General features: G+C 62.6%; 16 protein-coding genes. 9 read left to right on the top strand and 7 right to left on the bottom strand.

Annotation, left to right across the window (positions count from 1 at the left end):
- Nucleotides 1–52: 52 nt before the first annotated feature.
- Nucleotides 53–1,885, bottom strand: coding sequence for a S41 family peptidase (locus ACR9Y2_RS29670; RefSeq protein ID WP_435045494.1), 1,833 nt, complete (start codon nucleotides 1,883–1,885; stop codon nucleotides 53–55).
- 115 nt (nucleotides 1,886–2,000) lie between these two features.
- On the opposite strand from ACR9Y2_RS29670, the gene ACR9Y2_RS29665 reads away from it, so the two are divergent.
- A complete protein-coding gene (locus tag ACR9Y2_RS29665) occupies nucleotides 2,001–3,452 on the top strand; it encodes a sulfatase family protein (protein ID WP_435045493.1) in 1,452 nt (483 codons plus the stop codon).
- Nucleotides 3,453–3,479: 27 nt separating this feature from the next.
- Entirely contained in the window at nucleotides 3,480–4,814 is a 1,335-nt protein-coding gene (locus ACR9Y2_RS29660; protein WP_435045492.1) for a gluconate:H+ symporter, read from the top strand.
- A 70-nt stretch (nucleotides 4,815–4,884) separates the two neighbouring features.
- Here ACR9Y2_RS29660 and ACR9Y2_RS29655 read toward each other — a convergent pair whose 3' ends face one another.
- Genes ACR9Y2_RS29655 through ACR9Y2_RS29645 form a run of 3 tightly spaced genes read right to left on the bottom strand, consistent with a single transcriptional unit; the run spans nucleotide 4,885 to nucleotide 8,464 of the window.
- Nucleotides 4,885–5,316: a BrxA/BrxB family bacilliredoxin gene (locus tag ACR9Y2_RS29655; protein ID WP_435045491.1), complete on the bottom strand. Its 432-nt coding sequence runs from the start codon at nucleotides 5,314–5,316 to the stop codon at nucleotides 4,885–4,887.
- A gap of 21 nt (nucleotides 5,317–5,337) precedes the next feature.
- Complete coding sequence (locus tag ACR9Y2_RS29650) at nucleotides 5,338–7,707, bottom strand: glycoside hydrolase family 95 protein (RefSeq protein ID WP_435045490.1); 2,370 nt, start codon at nucleotides 7,705–7,707, stop codon at nucleotides 5,338–5,340.
- 31 nt (nucleotides 7,708–7,738) lie between these two features.
- On the bottom strand, nucleotides 7,739–8,464 hold the full coding sequence (locus ACR9Y2_RS29645) for a dolichyl-phosphate beta-glucosyltransferase (protein ID WP_435045489.1): 726 nt from the start codon (nucleotides 8,462–8,464) through the stop codon (nucleotides 7,739–7,741).
- A 39-nt stretch (nucleotides 8,465–8,503) separates the two neighbouring features.
- On the opposite strand from ACR9Y2_RS29645, the gene lysS reads away from it, so the two are divergent.
- Together lysS and ACR9Y2_RS29635 are read left to right on the top strand one after the other, a co-directional pair.
- On the top strand, nucleotides 8,504–10,012 hold the full coding sequence (gene lysS / locus ACR9Y2_RS29640; RefSeq protein ID WP_435045488.1) for a lysine--tRNA ligase: 1,509 nt from the start codon (nucleotides 8,504–8,506) through the stop codon (nucleotides 10,010–10,012).
- Entirely contained in the window at nucleotides 10,009–11,232 is a 1,224-nt protein-coding gene (locus ACR9Y2_RS29635; RefSeq protein ID WP_435045487.1) for an FtsX-like permease family protein, read from the top strand. Before lysS ends, ACR9Y2_RS29635 begins: the two co-directional genes overlap by 4 nt.
- Nucleotides 11,233–11,241: 9 nt before the next feature.
- On the opposite strand, the gene rhaT is transcribed toward ACR9Y2_RS29635, so the two are convergent.
- Entirely contained in the window at nucleotides 11,242–12,273 is a 1,032-nt protein-coding gene (rhaT, locus tag ACR9Y2_RS29630; protein ID WP_435045486.1) for an L-rhamnose/proton symporter RhaT, read from the bottom strand.
- 349 nt (nucleotides 12,274–12,622) lie between these two features.
- Here rhaT and ACR9Y2_RS29625 point away from each other — a divergent pair, with 349 nt between their 5' ends.
- From ACR9Y2_RS29625 to ACR9Y2_RS29615, 3 genes are read left to right on the top strand one after another with little or no spacing between them, the layout of a single operon-like run.
- On the top strand, nucleotides 12,623–13,240 hold the full coding sequence (locus ACR9Y2_RS29625) for an ANTAR domain-containing protein (protein WP_435045485.1): 618 nt from the start codon (nucleotides 12,623–12,625) through the stop codon (nucleotides 13,238–13,240).
- A 4-nt stretch (nucleotides 13,241–13,244) separates the two neighbouring features.
- Complete coding sequence (locus tag ACR9Y2_RS29620; RefSeq protein ID WP_435045484.1) at nucleotides 13,245–14,066, top strand: PIG-L family deacetylase; 822 nt, start codon at nucleotides 13,245–13,247, stop codon at nucleotides 14,064–14,066.
- On the top strand, nucleotides 14,063–17,278 hold the full coding sequence (locus ACR9Y2_RS29615; protein WP_435045483.1) for a carboxypeptidase regulatory-like domain-containing protein: 3,216 nt from the start codon (nucleotides 14,063–14,065) through the stop codon (nucleotides 17,276–17,278). The genes ACR9Y2_RS29620 and ACR9Y2_RS29615 overlap by 4 nt, the downstream gene beginning before the upstream one ends.
- Nucleotides 17,279–17,281: 3 nt before the next feature.
- Here ACR9Y2_RS29615 and ACR9Y2_RS29610 read toward each other — a convergent pair whose 3' ends face one another.
- A complete protein-coding gene (locus ACR9Y2_RS29610; protein WP_435045482.1) occupies nucleotides 17,282–18,307 on the bottom strand; it encodes a diguanylate cyclase domain-containing protein in 1,026 nt (341 codons plus the stop codon).
- A gap of 182 nt (nucleotides 18,308–18,489) precedes the next feature.
- Here ACR9Y2_RS29610 and ACR9Y2_RS29605 point away from each other — a divergent pair, with 182 nt between their 5' ends.
- Nucleotides 18,490–19,599, top strand: coding sequence for an acyltransferase family protein (locus ACR9Y2_RS29605; RefSeq protein WP_435045481.1), 1,110 nt, complete (start codon nucleotides 18,490–18,492; stop codon nucleotides 19,597–19,599).
- Here the strand turns inward: ACR9Y2_RS29605 and ACR9Y2_RS29600 are convergent, their stop codons facing one another.
- A complete protein-coding gene (locus tag ACR9Y2_RS29600; RefSeq protein WP_435045480.1) occupies nucleotides 19,600–20,613 on the bottom strand; it encodes a hypothetical protein in 1,014 nt (337 codons plus the stop codon). It abuts the gene before it with no gap.
- A gap of 100 nt (nucleotides 20,614–20,713) precedes the next feature.
- Here ACR9Y2_RS29600 and ACR9Y2_RS29595 point away from each other — a divergent pair, with 100 nt between their 5' ends.
- Nucleotides 20,714–21,511: a DUF4097 family beta strand repeat-containing protein gene (locus ACR9Y2_RS29595; protein ID WP_435045479.1), complete on the top strand. Its 798-nt coding sequence runs from the start codon at nucleotides 20,714–20,716 to the stop codon at nucleotides 21,509–21,511.
- Nucleotides 21,512–21,641 lie beyond the last annotated feature (130 nt).

The raw sequence follows: 21,641 nt of genomic DNA, 5'->3' as shown, positions 1-21,641 counted from the left end.
CAGTCAGTCTGAATCGGGGCGGACGGCTGCCCGCCCGCCCCGGTCTCTTCGCTTACTGACCCTTCGCGATCTTGTCCACGATCGCCGCCGTAAACCCATCCACGAACGGACCGCCAAACGTGTCGAAGTTCTCCTTCGTCATGTAGTCCATCAGGATGTCCGGATACACGCCGACGTTCTCCATATGGTTGGCCGGAGGGAAGTCCGGCGTCACCGCCAACTTGCTCCGCGTGACAAACGTGCGCGTCACGCGCGTCGCACTCTCTGAGTACGTCGTCGCATTATACGCGCCAGGATTGCCGCCGCCGCCGTCCGTCCGCATGCCGTAAACCGTCGCACGGTCGCCGTCCTGCAGCATCATCGTGAACGCTTCGCCCGCCGAAATGGTGAACTCATCGGTCACCACCAGGATCGGCTTCTTGTACGCCACCACCGCCCCAGTCTTGTCCGTGGCCGGCTGAACATTCTCGAAGCTCAAAGTGCAGACCGGCAGTGAGCCGGTGCGCCCGCGGTTCTCCGACAACGCCATCTTCACTTCATTCAGATAAGCCGTATACAGCTCGATCGCATACTGCGGAGCGTTCGCACGCTTCGCCGCCGTCAACGTCGTCGAGAAGAAATTCACCCACGTCTGCGTCGCGCGCATTTCGTAAGCGACACCCCGGAACGGCTGCGGAAACAGATACTGCTCCAGCGACTGCGTATAGCACAGGTTCCCGCCGCCATTGTTCATCACATCAATGACCAGTCCGTCCGTGTTCGCATTGAAGTAAGCCATTTCCGAGGCAAACTGCGTCAAGGCCAACGTCGAATTTGTCGGACTCATGTCCGGAATGCGAATGAACCCGATATTGTACGCGCCCGCCTTGTACGTGCCGGAAAAGAACTCATCCGTGCTGCCAAACCCAAGCCGGTACTGGAAGTTTGCCGGCGGATCGAACATCGGATAGAAGTAGGCAAACCCCGTGGAGCCCACCTTCGTGTGGATCCCTTCCATCGTTTGCAGTTCCTTCAACGGCACCATATAGTCGGGCACCGCCTCTTCCTCAGCGCGCACCTTCTCGCGCGTCAATCCACGCTCGCCCCGGCCAGCCACTGCGGCCCGCAGCGCACTGCCCGTCGAACGCCGCTCCATCTGGTCGATCCCGCGGTGCGATAGCAGTGCCCGCGTGGCGGCCACCGGATCAGGCCGCTTGTAGGAGCTCAGGTCGAAGCCGGGCACCGGCCCCACCGTGATCATCGGCGTACCCGACTTCACCCACGGCACCGTGTAGGTCGCTTCCGTCCCATCCAGGCCGCGCACCACAATCACCGCCGAATCGCCAATCAGGCCGGCCGGCGGCATCAGCGTCTGCAAACGGTAGGTCATCGCATCGGCCGCAAGCCGGCGCCGCGTGATCACGTTGCCGGAACCATCCGCCGCATACGGGATCAACTGCTGGATCAGGTCATCCACAGGCACGCCGTCCACCGACACCAGCTCCGAACCCACGTCGATCGGGAACAGTCGCCTCGGCAGCGCCGTCCGGTCCACGCCCTCGATCAATACCTTTCCGTCGTAGATATCCACCAGAATGCGCATGTCCGCAATGAAGTCTGAGGGAATATAGAACTCGTCATGGCTATCTTGCAGACTTGCTACATAGCGCACGCACAGATCCAGAAACTCTATATCGCTTTTCGAATTCTTGACCTTCGCCACCCAGGGCTTGACGTCATAGAGATCGAAGCCCATCACATCGCGCTTCCACTCGTATGGAGCGTAGTTCTTTGCATACAATCCCGCTAGTTGCAGGAAATCCGACACCTTCTGATCCGTCGTCAGTTGGCCGAAGCAAGCTGGCGCGAGACACAGCAGGAACACCGCGGCATTTCTCAAAAGCATTCGTTCACCCTTTTATGGTTATTTGCAGAATCACACTCAGCAGACCCGGTCATTGGCAATAATAACCCGTTCCGCAATCTCCTGCAGGACGCTGTGATATGCTCGCCCCACCACCATGCTGCGCCGATCCTTCCTGCAGACACTTCCGGCGGCTGCCTGGGCCGCGCAACACACCGCCGCCCGTCCCAACATCCTTTACGTGCTCGCCGATGACATGGGCTCCGGCGACCTCGGCTGCTACAATCCCGAGTCGAAGATCCCCACTCCCAACCTCGACCGGCTGGCCTCGCAGGGCGTCCGCTTCACCGACATGCACTCGCCCTCCTCGGTGTGCACACCCACCCGCTACGGCATCCTCACCGGCCGCTACTGCTGGCGCTCTTCCCTCAAATCCGGGGTCCTCCAGGGCTACTCCCCCAACCTCATCGAACCCGGCCGCCCCACCGTCGCTTCCCTCCTCAAAAACGCCGGCTACAACACGGCCGCCTTCGGCAAGTGGCACCTCGGCCTCGGCACGGCCGCCAAAACGGACTACTCCAAGCCGCTGCACCCTTGTCCCACCGATCACGGCTTCGAGACTTTTTACGGGATTCCCGCTTCGCTCGACATGCCGCCTTACCTCTGGGTCGACCAGGATCACGCCGCTGAACCGCCCTCAGCCGAAACACCAGGCGACACCGGCCTCGGAGGTTCCCAGGGCCGCTTCTACCGCGGCGGGGCCATCTCGCCCTCTTTCAAAATCGATGAGGTCCTGCCCACCACCACCCGCAAAGCCGAGGAATTCCTCCGCGCCCGCAAAGCCGCCGCCAACCCCTTCTTCCTCTACGTGCCCCTTACCGCCCCCCACACCCCCTGGGCCCCCAAACCCGAGCACCAGGGCAAGTCCCGCGCCGGCCTCTATGGCGACTTCGTCACCCAGGTCGACGACTCCGTCGGCCGTATCCTCGCCGCCCTCGAACAGTCCGGCCGCGCCGCCAACACGCTCGTTCTCTTCGCCAGCGACAACGGAGCCTACTGGAAACCCGCCAACAGCGTGGAAACCGGCCACCGCGCCAATGCCAATCTGCGCGGCATGAAAGCCGACATCTACGACGGCGGCCACCGCATCCCCTTCCTCGCCCGCTGGCCTGGCCGCATTACGCCCGGCGGTGTCTCGAAACAACTGGGCTGCCTCACTGACCTTTGCGCCACGGCCGCCGAAGTCGCCGGCATCGGACTCCCCCGGGATTCCGCCGAAGACAGTTTCTCCCTCGCCCCGGCCCTGCTCGGCACCCGCCCCGCCACCGCCGTCCGCGAAGCCGTCATTCATCACTCCGCCCAAGGCCTCTTCGCCGTCCGCCGCGGCCCCTGGAAACTCGCCCTTGGTCGAGGCTCCGGCGGCTTCACCCAGCCGGCCGCCATCACGCCCGCTGCCGGGGAACCGCAAGGCGAACTCTACAACATGGCCGACGACCCCCAGGAGACCCGCAATCTTTGGGCGGACAAACCCGAAATCGTGCAGTCCCTCACCGCGCTGCTCGACCAGTACCGCAGCGATGGCCGCAGCCGCCCGCTTCTGACGCGCTGACCCGCATGCGGTATAGAATGGCTGCTCATGCCTAACGGCAATACGCTCGTCCTCTATACGCTGTGTTCCATCGGGCTCCTGCTCGTCCTCATCCTCTGGGCACGCCTCCATGCCTTCCTTGCCCTGATGATCACCAGCATGGCGCTCGGGCTCGCCTGCGGCATGAAACCCGTCCAGCTCCTCAAGTCCATCCAGAACGGCTTCGGCGAAGCGCTGGGCTTCATCGCTGTCGTCGTCGCCCTGGGCGCCATGATCGGCCGCTTCCTCGAATATTCCGGTGGAGGCCGCGCCCTCGCCGACAGGATCCTCGTCATCTTCGGACCCGGCCGCGCCACCTGGGCCGTGCTGCTCTCCTCGTTCCTGATCGGCCTGCCCATCTTCTTCGAAGTGGGCTTCATCATCCTCGTGCCGCTCGTTTACAGCCTCGCGCGCGAATCGAAGAAATCCCTCCTCTACTACGGCCTGCCCCTCGCTGCCGCCCTCACCGTCACCCACGCCATGGTCCCCCCACACCCGGCGCCCGCCGCCGCCGCTCAGTTGCTCGGCGCGGACCTGGGCAAGACAATCCTCTTCAGCATCCTGGTCTCCATTCCCATGACCATCTCAGGCGGCATCTTCTACAGCCGCTGGATCGCCAGGCGCCTCTTCATCCCTGTACCCGAACGCGCCGCCAAAGTGGTGGAATGCTCCAATCAGGCTGCCCCGCCGGTCCCCCTCGTCATCCTGCTCCTGCTGCTGCCGGTCATCCTGATCTTCGCCGCCACCATTTCCAATGCCTACGCGCTCCCTGGCAGGGAGGTCTTCGCCTTCTTTGGGCACCCGTTCACCGCACTCACCCTCACCGCGCTGGCAGCCATGTTCTTCCTCGGCTTCCGCTGCGGCCTCGACCGCTCCAACATCGCCCGCATGGCCAACGAGTCCATGGCCCCCATCGGAGCCCTGCTCGCCATCATGGGCGGCGGCGGCGCCTTCAAACAGGTGATCGTCGATTCCGGAGTCGGACCCTATGCCGGCAAGATGCTGGCCGACTCCAACATGTCGCCCCTAGTCCTCGCTTATCTCGTGGCCGCCGCCATGCGCGTCGCCCAGGGCTCTGCCACCGTGGCCATCATTACAGCCGCGGGCATTGTCGCTCCACTCGTGAAGGGGATTCCAGGCTACACACCCGAGATGATTGTGCTGGCTTTATGCTGCGGCGGGACGATACTGTCGCACGTCAACGACGCCGGCTTCTGGCTGGTCAATCAGTCATTCGAGATGACCGTGCCGCAGACGCTCCGCTCCTGGACCGCCATGAAGGTCATCACGTCCTTCGTGGGCCTGGCCATCGTCCTGCTCGCACAAATGATCTTCTTCCGCTGAGCTCAATGACAAAAAGAAAACCGGCCCGAAAGCCGGCTCTCAGGAACTCAACTTCACACACCCGGTCTGGTTACGCCGGTGTCTTCGTGCAGAAACGGTCGAACGCTTCCACCAGGATCTTCGCGATCTCCGGAGCCTGCCGGCTCTCGATCTCAAACCGGTGCAGCGCCCACACCAACTGGCCGTCACGAAACAAAGCCATTGACGGCGAGGACGGGGGAATCCCCTTCAAATGCTTCTCGCGCAGCGACGCCGTAGCCGCTACGTCCGCGCCCGCAAACACCGTCGCCGCCACATCTGGACGGTTCGCGTGCTGCAGCGCCATCCCGATGGCCGGACGAGCCTTACCGGCGGCGCAGCCGCACACCGAATTCGTGATCATCAGCACTGTACCCGGCGTGGCCACGGTTTCATCCACCGCTTCGGGCGTCCGCGCTTCCACCACACCGAACTTGGTCAGATCTTCCCGCATGGGAATGATCAATGGCTCTGGATAAGGCATGCTTCTAGAATCTCACGAAACCTAACCGATTCGTACTGTCTCGCCCGGCTTAGTCGTATGTTCCGTCACTTTGCCGCCTACGCTCACCTTGCAGGTGCCCCCCAAAGTCGACCGCAGCGTGGCCGACTCCAGCTTCCCGCCGCTCCACGCCAGGTCCACCACATACCCGCCCCGCGCATGCAGCCCCTTCACGCTGCCCTTGCTCCAGGCGTCCGGCAAGGCCGGCAGCAACCGGATCACCCCGTTATGGCTCTGCAGCAGCATCTCCGCGATCCCCGCCGCACCGCCAAAATTGCCGTCGATCTGGAACGGCGGATGCGCGTCGAACAGATTCTCATAACTGCCGCCGCCCGACGAGTAGTTCATCTTTGTACTATTCGAACCCACCGGCGCCAGCAGCATCTTCAACAACTTATGCGCGCGGTTGCCATCCCCCAGCCGCGCCCACAGATTGATCTTGTAGGCCAGCGACCAGCCCGTCGACGCGTCGCCCCGCACATCCAGCGACTGGGCCGCCGCCTTCGCCAGTTCCGGCGTGCCGTCCGGCGTGATCTCGGAACCCGGATATAGGCCCCACAGGTGCGAAACATGCCGGTGGTGCGGCTCCGGTTCCGGATACTCTTCCAGCCACTCCATGATCCGGCCGTCTGAACCCATCCGCGTCGGAGCCAACCGCGCCCGCTTCTCTTCCAGCTCCTTCCGGAACTCCGCATCGATCCCCAAGACCTTCGACGCCTCGATACACGCCCCGAACAGGTAGCGAAGCAGCTGCATGTCCACCGCCGGCCCCATGCACACGTGCGCCCGACGCCCGTCCGGCAACTGGAACGCATTCTCCGGCGAATTCGCCGGCGCCGTCACCAGCCATTTGTGCGACCGTTCCTCGATCAGCATATCCGCGTAGAACCGCGCCGAGCCCTTCATCACCGGATACGACTTCTCCAGATACGCCCGGTCCTGCGTGAACAGGTAGTGATCCCACAGATGCTGGCACAACCAAGCCGACCCGCTCGTCGTCGCGCCCCACGACGCGCTCTCGCCCGGCGAAGTGAAGCCCCACGGATTCGTCACCACATGCGCCACCCAGCCCCGCGCGTTGTAGTAGGCCTTGGCCGTCTTCGTCCCCGGCTCCACCAGCGACTCGATCAGCGCGAACAAAGGCGAATGAAGATCGCTCAACCCGCCCGATTCGGCCGGCCAGTAGTTCATCTGGACATTCACATCCAGATGCCAGTCCGAGTTCCACGGCGTCTCCAGCTCCTCCGCCCACACACCCTGCAAATTCGCGGGCAGGCCGCCCGGCCGCGAAGAGGAGATCAGCAGATATCGCCCGTATTGAAAATAGAGCGCAGCCAACCCCGGATCAGCCGCACCTTCAAACGCCTGGATCAGCCGCTTCGGTGTGGTCAGTTCGTTGTTGCCCGGACCCAGGTCGATCGAGACGCGCTGGAAGTACTTCTTGTAATCCGCCTGATGCGCGCCAATCAGCCCCGCATAGGTCTTCCGCGCCAGCTTCAACATATCGGCCCGCGTGGCCGCCACCGGATCCTTCACGTTCCGTCCGGCAAACCCCTGGTAATCCGTGGCCGCCGTGACGAACAGGATCGCCGCGTCTGCCCCCTGCACCTTAATGGTGTCGCCGTCGACGGTCATCGTCCCGCCGCGCACCATCAACCGCAGCCGCGCCGCAAACTTCACGCCTTTGCCATCCGTGCCGTTGTCCAACTGCCCTGTCATCAACAGGGTGTCGCGGCCCTCGGCCTTCACCGTGGCCCGTTCCGGCCGGTCCAATTTGGCTTCGAACGTCAAATTCCGCAGTTTCGAGGCCGTCAACCGCACGATGATCGCCTGGTCCGGAGCGCTGACGAAGGTATCCCGCGTGTGCTTGATGCCGTCCTGCTCATACTCCACCAGGCCCATCGCGGACTCGAGATCCAGCTCGCGGCGGTAGTTCTTCACCTCACCGCCCTGGGGAAATTTCAGCCGCAGATTGCCCAGAATCTGATACCGCCCGAACGGCACGATGCCGCCCTTGGGATTCCTGGACCCGGCGCCCTGGCAGATGAAGTTCTTGTTCACCAGCGCCTCGGCCTCGAAGTTCTTTCCTTCCAACAGCAGCCGCCGGATCTCCGGCAACACCTCGGCCGCATTGGGCCGGTCCGCATCCTGCCTGCTGCCTGCCCAGACCGAGCTTTCGTTCAGGACAATCCGCTCTTCCGGCACTCCGCCAAAGACCATCGCCCCCAACCGCCCGTTACCCAGCGGCAGCGATTGCTGGAACTTCAAACCCGGTTCGTCGAACCAGATGCGCAGGCTGCTCTTCTTCACGGGCGGCGCCGGAGCGGCCGCGGTTGCCACAGGCAGGCTCTGCAGGAACGTGCGTCTGCGCATCACTCAATCTCCTCTTCCGTTTTCGGAGTGTCTACTTGTACAGGCCCTTTAAATCGTTCAGGCGGACACGCCATGGATCCGCAAAAGCGGTGAGGCCATTCCACATGCTGACCTTCGTGCCCTCCGCGTTGAACCAGCGGACCGGCACTTCCACCACGCGAAACCCGTGCTTATGAGCGATATAGAGGATCTCGACGTCAAACCCGAAGCCATCGCTCTGCTGGCGAGCCGCCACCACGCGCGCCACGTCCGCCCGCAGCATCTTGAAACCGCATTGCGTGTCGCGATAGGGCAGGCCCGTGGCCAGGCGCATCATCAGGTTGAAGAAACGTCCGGCGAACTCCCTCAGAAACGACTGGTGCTTCCCCACCAGCGAACGGTCCAGCGCCCGCGAGCCAATCGCGCCATCCGCTTTCTCGCGCCTCACGGCGGCGATCAGCTTGTCCAGTTCCTGAATAGGAGCCGAAAGGTCGGCGTCGCTGAACAACACCCAGTCGCCTTTCGCCTCCTGCATGCCGTGCCGCACCGCATAGCCTTTGCCGCGGTTGCCGGGGTTCGAAACCAGCCGCACCCGGCTGTCTCGCAACGCCGCCTGATGCACGATTTCCGCCGTTTTGTCCCTCGATCCATCATCGACCACCACCACTTCCACGAAGTCGAAACCCTTTGAATCTAAATAGGATTTGACCGTCTCGAGGCTACCGGGGAGACGCTGCTCTTCGTTGTACGCCGGAATGATGATCGAAAGAGACCGCAAGCTCCCTATTATAATGGGGTTTTCCCTAGGAGTTTCGCCTTGTCCCTGGAACAGGATCTGTTCGACCAGCGCTTCGCGCGCATCCGTGAAATTGCCGCCCTGGGTTACCGCCCCTACGGCCAGCGCTTCGACTTCTCTCACACCCTCGGCGCCATCCTCGCCACCTACACCGAGAAGACGGCGGAAGAGTTGGAGGCCAACCGCGTCATCGTGAAAGTCGCCGGCCGCATCCAGACCATCCGGCGCATGGGCAAGGCCGGTTTCACCCACATCCAACAGTCAGGCGAACGTCTCCAGGTCTACATCAAGAAGGACGCGGTCACCGAGAACGAATACAAGCTCTGGCAATTGCTGGACTTGGGCGACGTCATCGGCGTCGAAGGCTATCTCTTCCGCACGCGCACCGGCGAACTCTCCGTTCACGCCGAAACCCTCACCTTCCTCTCCAAGAACCTCATGGGCATGCCGGAGAAGTATCACGGCCTGGAAGACGTCGAGATCCGCTACCGCCAGCGCTACCTCGATCTCATCGCCAACCCCGAGGTCCAGCAGGCCTTCCAGACGCGCGCCAAGGTCGTCCGCTCGTTCCGCCGCCAGTTGGAGGATCGCGGCTTCACTGAAGTCGAGACGCCCATGATGCAGTCGCTCTACGGCGGCGCCGCGGCGCGTCCCTTCGTCACGCACCACAACACCCTCGATATCGATCTCTACCTGCGCATCGCGCCCGAACTCTACCTGAAGCGCCTCATCGCCGGCGGCATGGAGCGCGTCTTCGAGATCAACCGCAACTTCCGCAACGAGGGAGTCTCCACCCGCCATAACCCCGAATTCACGATGCTCGAGTTCTACCAGTCGTATGCCGACTACCGCGATCTCATGCAGCTCACCGGCGATCTGCTAAAGCAGGTAGCACTCGACGCCACTGGCAACACGGTGGTCGAGTACCAGGGTCAATCGCTCGACTTCGGCAACGTCCGCCGCTACTCCATCCGCGAAGCTGTTTGCGAGTACTGGAAGGGCCCGGTGAAGCCCTCCATGGACAATGTGCGCGACCCGGAATGGCTGCTGGCCCACTCAGAAAAGACCACCGCCGGCGAAGCGCTGGTCGACATCTTCGAGCGCCATTGTGAAGACGCGCTCATCCAGCCCACCATCATCCACGAGTACCCCGTGGAAGTTTCCCCGCTGGCCAAGCAGAACCCCGACGAGCCGGCCATGACCGACCGCTTCGAGATCTTCGCCGCCGGCATGGAAATCGGCAACGCCTTCACTGAGTTGAACGACCCGGACGAGCAGCGCAAGCGCTTCGAAATGCAGCTCTCCATGCGCGAGAAGGGCGACGACGAAGCCCATCAGATGGATGAGGACTACCTGCGCGCCCTTTGCTACGGCATGCCGCCGACCGCGGGCGAAGGCATCGGCATCGACCGTGTGACCATGCTGATGACCAACGCCAAGTCGATTCGCGACGTGATTCTCTTCCCGCTGCTGCGCCCCGAAGGCGAGATCGGGATTGCCCAATGGCTGCGTGAAGCTTCCGCCAAGTGACTCAGGCCTTTGAACTTTTCGTCGCCTCGCGGTACCTGAGGGCCAAGCGCCGTCAGGCCGTGATCTCCCTGATTACCGTCATCTCGGTGATCGGGGTGGCGGCGGGCGTCATGGCGCTGGTCATCGCGCTGGCCATCAACAACGGCTTCCGCACCTCGCTGGAACGCAGCCTGCTGGGCGCCACGCCCCACGTCGTGTTGCTCGAGAAGGAGCCCAGCTCCGGCATCGCCAACTGGCGCGAACTGTGCGCCAAACTGGCCAAAGTACCCAACGTGCGGCGCGCCGCTCCGGCGCTCTACGGCAAGGTGCTGGCCGCCGGGCCCATCCAATCGGCCGAGGCAACCATCAAGGGCATGCCATTGGATGGACAGGACTTTCGCGAACACATCACGGCCGGCGAAGTGGGCGATCTCAGCAATATCCGCGGGTTGCCCGGAGTCGTGCTGGGCACCCATCTGGCGCGCCGCATCGGCCTGCGCGTCGGCGATGTGGTGCGGTTGATCAGCCCGCAAGGGGAATTGACTCCGTTCGGCCTGCGGTCGTCCCAGACCCGCTTCCGCGTCGCGGCCCTGTTCGAGTCCGGCTTCTACGATCTCGACAACCAGTTCGCCTTTACAACCCTGGCCAGCGCGCAGAAGCTCTTCTCGCTGGGTGATGTCGTCAACTCCATCGAGTTGAAGGTGAACGACCTGGAAGCCGCGCCGGAGACCGCCCGCCTGGCCGAAGCGCAGGCCGGCAAGGAACTCGGCGCGACGAGCTGGATGGAACAGAACCGCCAGATCCTGAATGCGCTCAAAATGGAGCGCATCGTCTCAATCGTCACCATCTCGTTGATTCAACTGGTGGCCGCGCTGAACATCCTCACCGCACTCTTTATGAGCGTGATGGAAAAGCGCCGCGACATCGCCGTGCTGCTGTCCATGGGCGCGCGCCGCCGCCAGATCGCCCAAATCTTCATCGCGCAGGGGCTGATGATCGCCGCCGCCGGCATCGTCCTGGGACTGATCCTCGGCTACGGCCTGTCGTACCTGGCCGACCACTACCGGCTGTTTGCCCTGGACGAAGAGATCTACTCCCTGTCCTATGTGCCATTTCAGGCGCGTCCTATCGACGCCCTCTGGATTGCCGCCACCGCGTTGGCGGTGACGCTGGCCGCGACGTTGTATCCGGCGCGCTCGGCCACGAAGATTACGCCGGTGGAAACGCTGCGCTACGAGTAGCGGGCAGCGTCAGATCGCCATCCCCAGTCCGACCAGGTTCGCCGCCAGGATGATGATCAACATCCCGATCCACAGGATCACGATGGGGCGCCGCTTCACGTGGGCCCATTCGCCCAACGCCAGGCCGACCAACCCTCCGAACAGGACATACCCGCTCATGTGCAGCATCCAGTTCACATACGACAGGTTCTGCGGGATGCTGGCCGCGCCCCAGGCGTAGAAGAAGAACTGCAGGTACCACATGGTCCCGCCGGTCGCCGCCAGCAGGCCGTTCCGCAGATTCACAGCCATCGGCTGCGAACAATCGGCACGGAACGATAGTTCGCTGCGCATGATGAGCCGGCCGATGCAGTAAGCGAAGTTGACCAGCGCGCCGCCGCCCATGATGATGACGTAGCTGGGCAGGGCGGCATACAGCGGATTCACACCCAACTGCAGCGCTGCCTGCTCCATCGGCTTCGACGCGTCAATGGCGAACGACATCCCGGAAGAGAAGAACCCGCACATCAGCGCCAACATGAGTCCCTTTTTGAGGTCGAACTCCGCCGCGGTCAGCCCCAACTGCTCTTCCTTCTGGTGACCGGCATAGGTCACAACCCCCACGCCCACCAGGGCAACAAGGATACCCGCCAGGGTCATCAACCCGTTATTGGAGGTGAACAGAAACAGGAATTGTCCGTGCAGAAATGGCGGCAGCAACGTACCCACCACAAGAGTTGTGCCGATCGCGATCCCGATGCCAAGCGACATCCCCAGATAGCGCATGGTCAGCCCGTAGTTCACATTGCCCACGCCCCACATAGAGCCGAACAGGAACGCCTTCCAGAGCACGCTGGAATCCAGCGCGGCGTAGAACGCCCGGAAGTCGGGCAGCAGGAAGTAGCTCACTACAATGGGCAACAGAACCCACGAGAAAATCCCGGCCACCGCCCAGGTGGTCTCCCATGACCACTTCTTCACCTTCCCAATCGGAGCGTAGAAAGAGGCGGCCGACGCGGCGCCCACCATGTGCCAGCCTATGGCGCTAACAATCGAATTCACTCGGACTCCTTATTCGACGTGACAAGCCAAGAAACTACATTACTGCATTGCGCCCTCCGCCCTGGGCTCCCCCTTCAAAAATCAGCCCACGGGAGCACGGGACCCCAAACTGGACGGACGAACCCAATCCGGCGCTCTCAATCTAGACTTACTCTATCTACATACTTATTTTTTAGTTGACATTATCCGTCCACTAAAGGTATTTTGAGTATAGAAGCTCCGCCGATGAACACTCCTTCCCAGCGCCAGCAACTGCCAGCCGCACAAATCACCGGCTGCTGTTGTTGTTGAATCTGCCTCAACGCAACTCATAATTCCCTGCACCGCGGTCGTTTGAGGAACCCCAACCATGTCCGAACTACTTGCCCTGACTCGCCCTGTTTCTACTCTCGAAGTGTCCATCCTTCATGAAATCAGTCATATAGCGAACAACGCCCCAGCCTTCACCTGGGCCGTTGAGAAGACCCAGTCGCTGCTGCGGCGCGAGGCGGAACTCCGGCTCCTGCTGGTCGAGCTCGATTCCGGGTCACCCCTGGCGCGGCAGGAAGTTCAGGACTTCCTGGCGCTGCCCAATCAAGCCAAGCTGCTATACACCTCTCCGCTGGTGGACAAAGGCCAGGAAATCGGCCGCGTCGTCGTCGGTTTCGCTGATCCGGCCCTGGCACCCGAAGCGGCCCACCGCATTGCCGAGTTCGTGGGCCAGCAACTAGGCTCCCTGCTGGGGCGGGCCCGGCTCCGGTCCCGCCGGACGGCCCTGGTCCAGGAGCTGGAACGGCTGCGCGACCGGCTCGACCAGCGCAAGATTCTCTCCCGGGCGGAAGGGCTGCTCTCCAGCCGTCACGGCCTCACTTCACAGCAGGCCCGCAGCTGGCTGGAATCGCAGAGCCTGGCCAGCGGCAAACCCGCCTCGGTGCTGGCCGAACAACTGGTCCTTTTGCATACGCGTGCCGTGCGGCTGAGCGCCTGATCCCATGCTATTGACGCGCAAGGAGTTCGTGATCACACTGGCCGGCGCGGCGGCCCTGCCCGCCCCCAGCCCATTGAAGGTATTGCTGGTCTTTGCCCATCCCGACGACGAATCGGTGGTGGCGGCAACGGTCTACCGCCTGACGCACGAACTGGGCGCAATTGTCGATCATGTCGTAATCACCAACGGCGAGGGCGGCTACCGCTACTCGAAACTGGCCGAATCGCTGTATGGGGCTTCTTTGACGGACGAAGCCAATGGCCGCTCCCGGCTGCCGGAGATCCGCCAACGCGAAACCCGCCAGGCCGGCCGGATCCTGGGTGTCCGCAAACACTACTTCCTGCAGCAGCGCGACCAGCGATTCACACTCGACGCGGGCGAAGCGCTGGATCATCTTTGGGATACGGCCTTTGTCCGCCACCGGCTGGAGGCGCTCCTGGAAGAGGAGCACTACCACGCCGTGCTGACGCTGTATCCCGAGCCCACTACCCACGGTCATCACCAGGCGGCTGCGTCTCTGGTGCTGGATGCCGTTGCGGCGCTCCCTGCCGCCGCGCGGCCAGCGGTTCTCGGGGCCGTTACTGCCCCCAATGGCCCCGATCCCCGCGCCGATTTCGTTCTCAACCGCCACACGCCCCTACCCCAGAATCGCGAGTTGGACTATTCCATCGTCGTGAACTGGGTTATTGCCGAGCACAAGTCCCAAGGTCTGCTGCAGCGCGACTGCAATCGCTTTGACAGCGAGGTCTACCACCTGCTCAACAGCGAGAGCCGCCCGGCAGCACAGCAATTATTTCAACGACTTACCACCGGAGACCACCAGTGAATCTTAGACTCCCCCTGCTTGTTGGAGCCTTCCTCTGCGCCCTGTACGCACAAACCGGAACCAGCGTGCTCACGGGCACCGCCAGCGACGCCAGTGGCTTAGCCCTGCCGAATGTCGTCATCACCCTGACCAACAACGAGACCGGAGCCCGTGCTTCCAGCCTGACCAACGAATCAGGCACTTACCGCCTGGGCTCGCTGCCGCCCGGCAGCTACAAACTTGAGGCCGAACTGCCCGGTTTCGACCGCTTTGTCCGCACGCCCATCCCCTTGAACGTCAGCCAGGTGTTGGCGGTGGATTTCGCGTTGCAGCTGGGCCAGACCTCGAATACGGTCACAGTCCAGGAAGATCTGCCACTGACCGAAACGCAAAGCTCCAGTTCCGGCCAACTCGTGAACCGGCGCATGGTGGCCGGACTGCCGATGCCGAATCGCGCCGCGACCTCGCTGGTTGCCCTGGCGCCCGGAGTCGTGATGATCGATACGGGCCAGGGCGCGGAGAACTATCCGGTGTTTGCGATCGCCGGCGGCCGGGCCCGCAATCAGAACTTCACGCTCGACGGTGGAAACGTGACGAATGCGGTCGGTTTGACGCGGCCGCAGCAGATGACCTCGCTGCCGATGGACGCCATGCAGGAGTTCCGCGTCATCTCCAACAATTACTCCGCGGAAAACGGCCACTCCACCGGCGGGGTGATCACGCTTTCGACGCGCTCCGGCACCAATGCCTACCACGGCAGTGTGTTTGAGTTTCTGCGCAACAACGTACTGGATGCCAGGAACTTTTTTGCCGCCCAGCGTCCTCCGCTGCGGCTGAACCAGTTTGGCGCCTCCTTGGGCGGCCCCATCCAGAAAGACAAAACCCACTTCTTCCTCACCTGGGAGCAGACCCGGCAGGTCTCGTCGATCATCGCCCTGCAGACCGTGCCGACCCTGGCCCAGCGCGCCGGCGATTTCTCCGGACTGGCCCCCATCTACGACCCGGCAACCACCTCCGGGCGGGTCCGGCAGCCGTTTCTGAACAACACGATTCCGGACAGCCGTTTCGATCCCGTGGCCCGGAACGTGCTCGGCTACTACCCGCTGCCCAACCGTGCTGGATCAGCCAACGGCGCCAACAACTACGCCGCCAATTCCAACTCCACCCTGACCAGGAACATTGTCGTGGGCCGGCTGGATCATCAATTGCGCCCGTCTGACCAACTTTCGGCGCGCTACTACATCAATGATTCCTATATCGCCAATACGGGCTCGTTCACAAACCCCGTGGCGGCGCCCGATGCCAACTGGAACGACGCCCGCATCCAAAGCATCCTGGTGGGGCACACTCACATTTTCCGGCCGGACCTCGTGAACGAACTGAAAGTCTCCTATTTGCAGCGCAAGTTCATCGACGACCGCTTCGGAGCGTTCGAGAACCTGGCGGCCAAGGTAGAGTTGACCGGGGTTAGTGCGGCGGCATTCCCCAACTTCACGCTGCCGGGCTACGCTTCTCTCTCGTCGAACTCGATGTCGCGCCACCAGACGCCGATCAGGGACACGCAGTTCCTGGAGTCGCTGTCGTGGCTGCGCGGCAAGCACGCCTTCAAATTTGGCGCCGAGTACCGCATGGGCTCTAACAACGAGACACGCGACCGCACTTCTTCCGGAAGTTTTGGCATCACTTCGCTGATCACGGGCCTGCCAGGCGTCGCCAATACGGGCAACTCGCTGGCTTCGTTTCTGCTGGGCGAAGTGAATTCGGTGAACATCCAGGCCTCGGATCCGATCCTGTCGAAGGCCTCCTACTGGTCGTGGTACGCGCAGGATGACTGGCGCGTGACCTCAAACTTGACCATCAACTATGGATTGCGCTGGGAGTCCGAACTGCCGCGCTATGTGGACAACAACGCACAGAATTCGTTCGACGTCGCGGCGATCAACCCGGTCTCGGGCACTCCGGGCGTGGTGACGTTCTCGGGCGTGAACGGCGTCCCGCGGCGGGCCTTCCGCACGGACCTGAACAACTTCGGGCCCAGGTTGGGTTTTGCGTGGAAGGCGGCGCGCGGGTTTGTGGTGCGCGGCGGTGGAGGGGTCTTCTACGGACCGACGGTGAGCAACACGATTGGGGATACGGCGTCCACCGGCTTCTCCGACGCGATCTCGCTGGTCGTGCCCCAGGCTGACCTGCAAAGCGCCATCCAATTGCGCAATGGAGTTCCGGTGCTGCCCCGGCAGGCGCTGAACTCGAGCTTCGGCGCCGTGGCCCTGGGCCAGAAACCGAACACTTCCGTCGGCTTCTTTGAACTGGACCGGCCGACGCCGGTCAGCTACCAGTACAACTTCAACATCCAGCGAGAGTTGGCGGGTGGAGCGGTGGTGGAGACCGGCTACCTGGCCAATGTTTCTCATCATTTGACGGCCAACGACCTGACACTGAACCAAGTGCGGCCGGAGTTGATGGGCTCCGGTGATGCGCAGGCGCGGCGGCCGTTCCCGCAGTTCAGCAATGTGTACTGGATCAACCCCGCGATTGGAAACTCGACCTACCATGCCGGATTCGTGCGCACCGAGAAGCGCTTCTCACGGGGCGTTTCGTTCCTGGCGCATTACACGTTCTCGAAGTTCATCGATGACGTGGCGTCCGGCAACGAGTATGGCGACCCGCAGAGCTATATGGACGCCTATAACCGCCGGCTGGACAAGGGCTTGAGCGGCTCAGATGTGACGCACCGCACGGTAGTGAGTGCGCTGTATGAAGTCCCAGTGCTGCACGGACTCTGGAACAAGGCCCTGGGCGGCTGGCAGTTGGGCACCTTCATTACATTTCAATCGGGCGCGCCCTTCACGGTGGTGACGGCATCGAACACGACCAACGCGTTCCCGGCCGGCGCAACACGGCCCGACCTGATTGCCGATGCGGCCAGCAGCACGCGGACGCTGGCGCGGTGGTTCAATACAGCGGCATTCCAGACGCCGCGGCAGTTCACATTTGGGAACAGCCCGCGCTCCGGCTTGCGGGGTCCCTTCCAGAAGACGGTGGATGCCACGGTTTCCCGGCAGTTCCGGCTGACCGAGCGTTTCCGGACGGACTTGCGCGGCGAGTTCTACAACCTGCTGAATACGGTGAACTTCGACGTGCCGGGGCACACCCTGGGAGCGGCCGACTTCGGGACCATTCAAAGCTCTCGTCCGGCGCGGACGATTCAAGTCGGATTGCGCCTGAGCTTCTAGGGGTCAGGCGGTGCGGCGGGCTTTGGCCAGGTAGAGCTGTTCGTCGGCGCGGCGGAAGATGGAGTCGGCGGTCTCACCGCGCTTCCATTCGGCTACGCCGACGGAGGCAAGAATGGTGACCTTGATCCAGGAGCCGTCGGCCTTGAAGGTGTATTCCTTGTTGAACTGAGTGCGGATCTGGCTGGCGCGTTCGTTGGCCTTGGCCAGGCCGCAGTCAGGCAGGATGGCCAGGAACTCGTCTCCCCCCCAGCGGCAGATCGTATCCTGTCCACGCACCGAGGACGAGAGGCGCTGCGCGAACTCGAGCAGCACGCTGTCGCCGGCCTGATGGCCCCAACGGTCGTTGACGCTCTTGAAGCGGTCCATGTCGAAGATGAGCAGGGAGAACTGGCGCTTGTTGGTGATCAGGTCCTGGATGCGCTGTTCGCCGGCGCGGCGGTTGGCTACCTTGGTGAGAGGATCGGTGTTCGCGAGAACTTCGGTTTCGTCCAGCTTGCTGCGGAAGGTGCGGAGTTCCTCGCGCAACTTCTCAACGGCCTCTTCGGACCCCTTGCTGACTTGGATTGCGACTTGCCGGAGCTCCACAATTTCGCGGGCCAAACGCTTCCGGATCTCGGGCAGATCGGACATCTGGGAGATGGTTTCGAGGTTCCGGGTGAACTCGCCCAAGCGGGTGCTGTTGGATTGGCCTTGCGAGGCAACCACGGCGGCCACCTGGGAGAGGCAGAGGAGGATCTTCTTAACTTCCTTCTCCTGGTTGCCCAGCATGCGGCAGGACTTCTCGGAGTAAGTGGCCAACTCCTGCTCCAGCCGGGTGCGGGCCGTGTGGAGGGAATCGAGCGTGATGCTGTCTTTCAGTTCATCGGCCAGCAGGCGCAGTTGCTGACGGTGATGAGCGGTGAGAGTCTCTGATACCGGCACAAGCGATTCGCCGATAGTGCTTACAGCGGCCGCGTAGCTCGCCTCCAGTTCGGAACAGAGGCGCTGCCGGTCATCGGCTTCCAGGATGTGCTTTCGCAAGGAGATCATGTAATACCCGTCAAACTGCTTTCCTGTGCATCATCGGCAGATTGTGTTGCGGACTTAACAGACACACCCCGGGCGATTTAACATTTTCATTTCGGATTCTTAAGTATGGAATCAGAAGAGAGGCTAGGCCGGTCTGGATCGGCCTACTGCGCATCAGGCTATTCTATAAATCACCCTGAAACATGCCGACCACAAGCAGTTCTGAACGCCTGACTTCGCTGGATGCATTTCGCGGCGCCACCATGGCGCTGATGGTTCTGGTGAACAATTCTGGTGATGGCGCACACACTTACGGGCCACTGAACCACGCCGAGTGGCACGGCTGGACGCTGACGGACACAGTCTTTCCCTCTTTCCTTTGGATCGTTGGGGTGGCGTTGACGCTGGCGACGGCCAAGCGCCTGGCGAATGGGGTATCGAAGCTTCAGTTGTTCCGGCAGGCGGTGCAACGCACGATTATTCTTTATGGACTGGGGCTGCTGGTTTACGCCTTCCCGCACTTCGATCTTTCGACACAGAGAGTACTGGGCGTACTACAGAGAATTGCGCTGTGCTACCTGATCGTAACTGTAATTTACCTTACATGCGGAATCCGCGGACAGATCGCCTGGATCGTCGGCTTGTTGGGTTCGTATTGGCTGCTGATGGCGTATGCGCCGGTGCCCGGGTTCGGCAGCGGCCGGCTGGATGTGGAAGGCAACTTCGCCCACTACATTGACAGCCTGGTGCTGGGCCGGCACAACTACGCCTCGACCAGGACGTGGGATCCGGAAGGAATAATCAGCACCCTGCCTTCGATTGCGACGGCATTGTTCGGAGTGATGGCGGGCCATATCCTGCGGTTGCGCAAGGAACTGGCCGAGCGCACCAACTGGCTGTTCCTGACGGGCATCGTGTTGATTGCGCTGGGCCTGATGTGCGATCCGTGGCTGCCCATCAATAAGAAGCTGTGGACGAGTTCCTTCGCGTTGTTCATGGCGGGGCTCGACTTTGTGGTGTTTGCGGCGTTCGTGTGGCTGGTGGACGCGCAGGGTTACAAGCGTTGGACGCGGCCGTTCGTGATCCTGGGGATGAACGCGATCAGCGTGTACATGGTGTCGGAGATCCTGGCGGAGACGCTGGGCTCGATCCACATGGCGTCGGGTTCCCTGCGCTCGGTCATCTTCTACAGCGTCTTCACACCCATCGCATCGCCGTACAATGCTTCCCTGCTGTATGCCATCGCATTCACCCTGCTGATGTTCGCGGTCGCGTATGGCATGCACCGCAAGGGCTGGTATCTGCGGGCCTAATCAGTGGATGGTGGCCACCGCTTCGAGCAGGGCGTCAACGTTGCCGCCGCGGAGCAGTGCCTGCAGCCTGGGTTCGTCCAGCCCGCCGGCACGCCCGAGAAGCTGACGGGCGGGCGCGGCCTGGTCGGCTCCGCGCCAGCGCGCCATTTCGAGCAGAATGGGCCAGGCGCGGCCCCGGATCTCCTTCAGGAGTTTGGGGTTGGCTTCCGCGCTGAGGGTGAGCAACAGAATGGCGGCGCGCTGGCGGTCGGACCAGTATCCGGAGTGGAGCATGGCTACCACCTCGGCAGCAGGGACCCAGGCCGCGACGCGGATGTCCGTGCGCAGCAGCACCATCAGTGAGCGGGTGGCGTTGTCCCGCACTCCTTCGTCCGCATCGTGGCAGGCAGCCACGAGCGAACTGATGAGCGGGCGTGACCGGCGGCCATAACTGAGGAAGTGAGCGGCGATGGCGCGGTGGCGGGCGTCGCCGGAAGTCCTCAGGACCCGGCGCAGTGCCTCGACGTGGCGCATGGTGTACTGGCGGATCGCCAACTCAGTGGATCGCAGCTTGATGTCGAGATCGGAGGAGGGCTTCACGGCGTCGGACATTCCGGCCGCCTGGGCCTCCTGCCAGACGGCCCAGGAAGACTGAGCCAGGGACACGCCGTCGGCCGGCAGTTGCAGTTTGCCGCGCGGGCCATCCGCGTATCGAAAGCCTTCGCCCGGTCCGTCCGGCCAGCCGATGAAGAGGGTCCAGGACTCTTCGGGACTCTGGCGGTCGCAGCAGACGACAGCCACATCGGAGGCTTTCGCCATGAAGCGGATTCGAGTGAGCAGGTCGTTCATGTCCTGCGCGTTGACTTCGGTTCCTTCGTGGACGGGGAGTGCGGCGCGGAGAGAGGGGAGGTCGTGACCGGAGGCTCCGAAGAACTCTATTGCACCGATGCGGAGACGGGCATTCTGGGCCTGTGCCGCCAGGCAGAGAAGCGTGGCGCAGGCCAGGTACCGGGCAAGAGTAGAAGGGCGTGGCACCGGGGTATGAGCGATTGTAACGTCTCTTCGGTTGATTGGAACATCGAAGCAGTCCCAATCGTACTCACAGCAGTACCATTAACGAATGGGGAGGCTGACGATGCGTGTGCCCGTATTGTGGATGACGGTAGCGGCGGTGGCGGCGATCGCTGCGACGCCGGTAATGGGCGAAGAGTGGACGAAACAATGGGCCATCCAGGGGCAAGCCGACCTGCGGGTGGAAGTCAACGATGGCCGGGTGATTGTGCGGGGCGCCGACACGAACCAGATTGAGGCGCGGATCATCACGACCGGCTGGAAGATTGGGGCGGGCGGAGTGCAGATCACGCCGAGGCAGGAAGGTTCGCGGCTGGATCTGGACGTGCGGATCCCGCGGTTCAACAACTGGATGGGCAATAACAACCGGTCGCTGCGGGTGGAATTGCGCGTACCCCGCAACCTGGTGGCGAGCATCCGGACCGGCGACGGTTCCGTGCTGGCGGAGGATCTGCAGGGCTCGATCCGGCTGCGGACCGGCGATGGCAGCATTGAAGCGATTGGGCTGGATGGAAAGCTGGACGCCGAGACGGGCGATGGCAGCATTCGGACCCGGGGTCGTTTTGACGTGCTGATGCTGCGCACCGGCGACGGACGGATTGAAGCCGAGGTCATGCCGGGCTCGAAGATGACCAGCGGGTGGGAAGTGAATACGGGCGATGGACACGTGGTGGTGCGCCTGCCCGAGAAGTTCGCGGCCGACCTGGACGCCCATACGGGCGACGGCAAGGTGGAACTCGAGTTCCCGATCAACACCTCCCGGCTGGATAGCGGGAAGGATGTGCACGGGAAGTTGAACGGCGGCGGCCCGACGTTGCGAATCCGGACCGGTGACGGGCCGATTCGGCTGGCACGGATGTAGCTGAGGGTGGGGTAGTTTGCGGGTTCCTCCGCTTACTTGCGTGCGCGGCTCTATCTTGGTTGGGCGGGAGTAGTTTGCGGGTTCCTCCGCTTACTTGCGTGCGCGGCTCTGTACTTGCGTGCGCGGCTCT

The sequence above is a fragment of the Paludibaculum fermentans genome, from assembly GCF_051172195.1.
Lineage (GTDB): Bacteria > Acidobacteriota > Terriglobia > Bryobacterales > Bryobacteraceae > Paludibaculum > Paludibaculum fermentans_A.
The sequence above is the reverse complement of the archived record's forward strand: the minus strand, read 5'-3'. Positions and strand labels throughout refer to the sequence as shown.